Raw genomic sequence first — 3,866 nt, 5'->3', positions numbered from 1 at the left:
TTATTCTTATCTCGGCCCCTCTCTTTTCCAACACTCCCACCTTTCGCGACCGGTATTTATTTTATTCTCTACCCCGGCGGGCGCCCCCCCGGCCCCCCCCCCCCCCCCCCCCGGCTTGTTTTTACGATGCGCGGCTGGCAGTAGTTTCCGGGATTGACTTTCCGTCGGAGCCATCTGGCGGACCTTGCGCTGTCCCGGAATCCCAAACATGCCCTTTTCGATCGCGACCTGGAACATCAATTCCGTCCGCCTGCGCATGCCGCTCGTCGAACGCCTGCTTGTCGAACAGGCACCGGACGTGCTCTGCCTGCAGGAAACTAAAGTTCCGGACGAACTGTTTCCCGAGAAGGCGTTTCGCAAGTTCGGCTATCAGCACATCGCCTTCCACGGCCAGAAGGGCTATCACGGCGTGGCGACGGTGGCGCGCCGGCCGATCGCGATTGTCGAAAAGCGCCGCTTCTGCGAGATCGAGGACTGCCGACATCTGTCGGTCACCGTGCGGGCCGGCGGCAAGGCGATCCTGCTGCACAATTTCTATGTTCCGGCCGGCGGCGACGAGCCCGACCCCGTTATCAACCGCAAGTTCAAGCACAAGCTGGATTTCGTCGCCGAAATGAACGCCATCCGCGCCGAGCACGACGAAGTGTCCGGCTCGATCCTGGTCGGTGACCTCAACATCGCGCCGCTCGAGCACGATGTCTGGTCGCACAAGCAGCTCCTGAAAGTGGTCAGCCATACGCCGGTCGAGACGGAAAATTTCGAGGCGATGCGGCTCGCCGGCGACTGGGTCGACCTGATGCGGCTCAACGTGCCTTACGAGCAGAAGCTCTACACCTGGTGGAGCTATCGCGCGCAGGATTGGCAAGCGTCGGATCGCGGCCGGCGGCTCGACCATGTCTGGTCGTCGCCAAACCTGGTGCCGAGCTTTGCCGGCTACGAGATCCTGCGGCCGGCGCGCGGCTGGCAACGGCCGTCGGACCATGTGCCGGTCATAGCGCGGTTCGACCTGGATTAGAGCATTTTGTCCCAAAGCGGGCGGAGCATGATCAAGTGCCTCTCGACGAGACACTGGAGGTTCAATAGCCTCTGAGATCCTGAGGGAGTTTGGCTAGGCTACATGGAGATAGTTGCAGCACAAACGTCGGATGTGACATCGGCGGCCGACTGCCTGGCAGATGCCTTTGCAGGCGATCCGCACATGACCTTCTTCTTCGAAGGGGATCCTGAACTCGTGACCGAGTTCTTCTCGATCCTTATGGTGGCGCGTCTCGCGCTTGGCATGCCAGTGCTGGTATTAAAGAGCGAAGGCCGCATCCTGGGTGCGGCGATGGGCTATGATACGCAACGACCGGAATGGCTTCCGGATCACCGGGAGAGATGGGCCTCACTCCAGCAACGGCAGGAGTTGATGGTGTCGCGCTTCGAGAAGTCTCAGACGATCAGCGAGAAATACGAGCCGTCGGAGCCGCATTTTTATCTTGGGGTTTTGGGGGTCCATCCCTCAATTCAGGGAAAGCGGGCTGGCCTCGCTCTCATCGAGGCCTACTGCGATCTTTCTGAAAGAGACCCTGTCTCAGCGGGGACGTTTCTCGAAACCGCGGAACGCAAGAATTTGGGTTTCTATCAACGTTGCGGCTTTCGACTTCTGGGCCAGGGTGAACTTGAATTCAAGAAACCACTCTGGTGCCTCTACAGATCCAAGAGCGTTCGAGGCGTCAGCTAGTTCAGTCGTCGAAACGCGGCGCCAGCTTCTCGATGCGGCGGATCATTGCCTGAAAATCCTCGGAGATGCGCTGGTGCAGGTGGACCGCGATATCGGGATATTCCTCCAGGATGCGGTGGAACATCTTGCGGCTGAGCCGCAGCACTTCCGAATCGATCTCGGCGGATGCGCTGGTCAGCCGGTTGGTGTCGGCGATCAGCGCCAGTTCGCTCAGCATCGTACCGGGGCCGGCCGTGCCTATCGGGACGCGGGTGCCATCCTGCTCGCGATACAGCACGATGCGCCCACTGACCACGATGTAGGCGCAATCGGCCTCGTCGTCCTCGCGGTAAAGCTTGTGGTCGGCCTGCAGCCTGGTGGTTTCCGCGCCAAAGGCGAGCAGACGCAGCTGTTCCTCCGTGAAGCTCTCGAAGAGCCTCACGGCGGACAGGATGCGGATGTCGTCATCCAACGCCATCTAGCTGTGTCCCCGAACGGCCAGTCAAATCCCTCCATTGGAGCGCCGAGCGTTCCTTTGGACGCGGCAAAGGACGCTCTAAACGCTTTGAAATCGACGCACCGGGCTTTCCAAAAACGAATCCGGTTTTTGGGCCGTTGCGTCAGCGAGCTCGATCCAGAACCACCTCCAGTCTCAGGATCGTACCCGAAAGCGGCGCCTCCCCTAACCGCTGATTGAATGATTAAATGTTTAAGGAACCAGCTTGTAGCCACCACTTTCTGTCACAAGAATTTCTGCGTTGGAAGGATCGCGCTCGATCTTCTGGCGCAGCCGATAGACATGGGTTTCCAGGGTGTGCGTGGTGACGCCGGAATTGTAGCCCCAGACTTCCTCGAGCAGCACGTCGCGCGTCACCACCTTCTGGTCGGCGCGATAGAGATACTTGATGATCGAGGCTTCCTTTTCGGTCAGCCGCACCTTGGCGCCGCGCTGGTCGATCAGAAGCTTCTGGCTAGGCTTGAAAGTGTAGGGGCCGACCGAAAAGGTGGCGTCTTCGCTCTGCTCATGCTGGCGAAGCTGGGCACGGATGCGGGCCAGGAGAACCGCGAAGCGGAACGGCTTGACCACATAGTCGTTGGCGCCGGCTTCGAGGCCGAGAATCGTGTCGGAATCGGTGTCGTGTCCCGTCAGCATGATGATAGGCGACTTGTAGCCGCCCTTGCGCAGTATCTTCACCGCCTCGCGGCCATCCATGTCGGGGAGGCCGACATCCATGATGAGCAGATCGATGATGCCGCCGCGGGCCGTGGCGATGCCTTTGGCGGCGGTTGATTCCTGCAGGACGTCGAATTCTTCATAGAGAGACAATTGCTCGACGAGCGTGCCGCGCAGGTCGTCATCGTCATCGACGATCAGAATGGTGCGTGAAGTCATGGATCAATCCGTTGTTTTGAAAAGAAAATTCAGTTGACCGCTGCCTGTTTATGCGGAAGCTGACCGGCACAACAGCCGATCACAATGATTTGTTCCGTGGCACGATCATACAAGAAAAAACACGTGTGCAATGAGGCGAGCGCATTTTTGCGAAAAGGGCTTCGTGTTCTCACCGTGCGCGCCAGGCCCGGCCACCCCAGCCAGGGGCTTCTGCAGGCTGGCAAACTGGTGTTTTCCTGTGCGCTGGGGCGCGGCGGCATATCGGCCGGCAAGCGCGAAGGCGATGGCGCCACGCCGCTTGGGTCGATGCGGATACTGTCGGGATATTTCCGCAACGATCATTTTCCCGGCGGCCGCAAAACCCGGCTGGCGATGGCGCCGATCGGTCGCGATCTCGGCTGGTGCGAAGTGCCTGAGGACCGCAACTACAACCGTCCGGTCAAGATCCCCTATGGCGCCAGCCACGAACGGATGCTGCGCGCCGACCGGCTTTATGACGCCTGCCTGGTGCTCGACTGGAACGTTGCGCCGCGTCGCCGCGGACGCGGCAGCGCCATCTTCTTTCATTTGGCCCGCCCCGACTTCACACCGACGCAAGGCTGCGTCGCGGTGACAGCACGCACGATGGCCCGGCTGTTGCCGCTGCTGTCGGACCGCACGGTGATGAGGGTGGTGAGGTAGGGGAGTAGGGCAGTAGGGGAATAGGGAATAGGGGAATAGGGCAGTAGGGGAATAGGGGAATAGGGCAGTAGGGGAATAGGGGAATAGGGG

Annotated in this window: 5 protein-coding genes; 3 read left to right on the top strand and 2 right to left on the bottom strand. The window is 60.2% G+C overall.

Annotated elements, in window-relative coordinates; all coding sequences use genetic code 11:
- Positions 1-208 precede the first annotated feature (208 nt).
- Together AC0L2M_RS26470 and AC0L2M_RS26465 are read left to right on the top strand one after the other, a co-directional pair.
- Entirely contained in the window at positions 209-1,015 is an 807-nt protein-coding gene (locus AC0L2M_RS26470; RefSeq protein WP_128171157.1) for an exodeoxyribonuclease III, read from the top strand.
- A gap of 102 nt (positions 1,016-1,117) precedes the next feature.
- Positions 1,118-1,723, top strand: coding sequence for a GNAT family N-acetyltransferase (locus AC0L2M_RS26465; RefSeq protein WP_128171158.1), 606 nt, complete (start codon positions 1,118-1,120; stop codon positions 1,721-1,723).
- Position 1,724: 1 nt separating this feature from the next.
- Here the strand turns inward: AC0L2M_RS26465 and AC0L2M_RS26460 are convergent, their stop codons facing one another.
- Entirely contained in the window at positions 1,725-2,180 is a 456-nt protein-coding gene (locus AC0L2M_RS26460; RefSeq protein ID WP_128171159.1) for a cyclic nucleotide-binding domain-containing protein, read from the bottom strand.
- Positions 2,181-2,411: 231 nt separating this feature from the next.
- Positions 2,412-3,095, bottom strand: coding sequence for a response regulator transcription factor (locus tag AC0L2M_RS26455; RefSeq protein WP_027155919.1), 684 nt, complete (start codon positions 3,093-3,095; stop codon positions 2,412-2,414).
- Between the two features lie 84 nt (positions 3,096-3,179).
- Here AC0L2M_RS26455 and AC0L2M_RS26450 point away from each other — a divergent pair, with 84 nt between their 5' ends.
- Positions 3,180-3,776, top strand: coding sequence for a L,D-transpeptidase family protein (locus AC0L2M_RS26450; protein ID WP_473536306.1), 597 nt, complete (start codon positions 3,180-3,182; stop codon positions 3,774-3,776).
- The last annotated feature ends 90 nt before the right edge of the window (positions 3,777-3,866 follow it).

The organism is Mesorhizobium sp. WSM4806, assembly GCF_055811635.1.
Note: the sequence above shows the minus strand (reverse complement) of the source record. Positions and strands in the feature narration are given on the sequence as shown.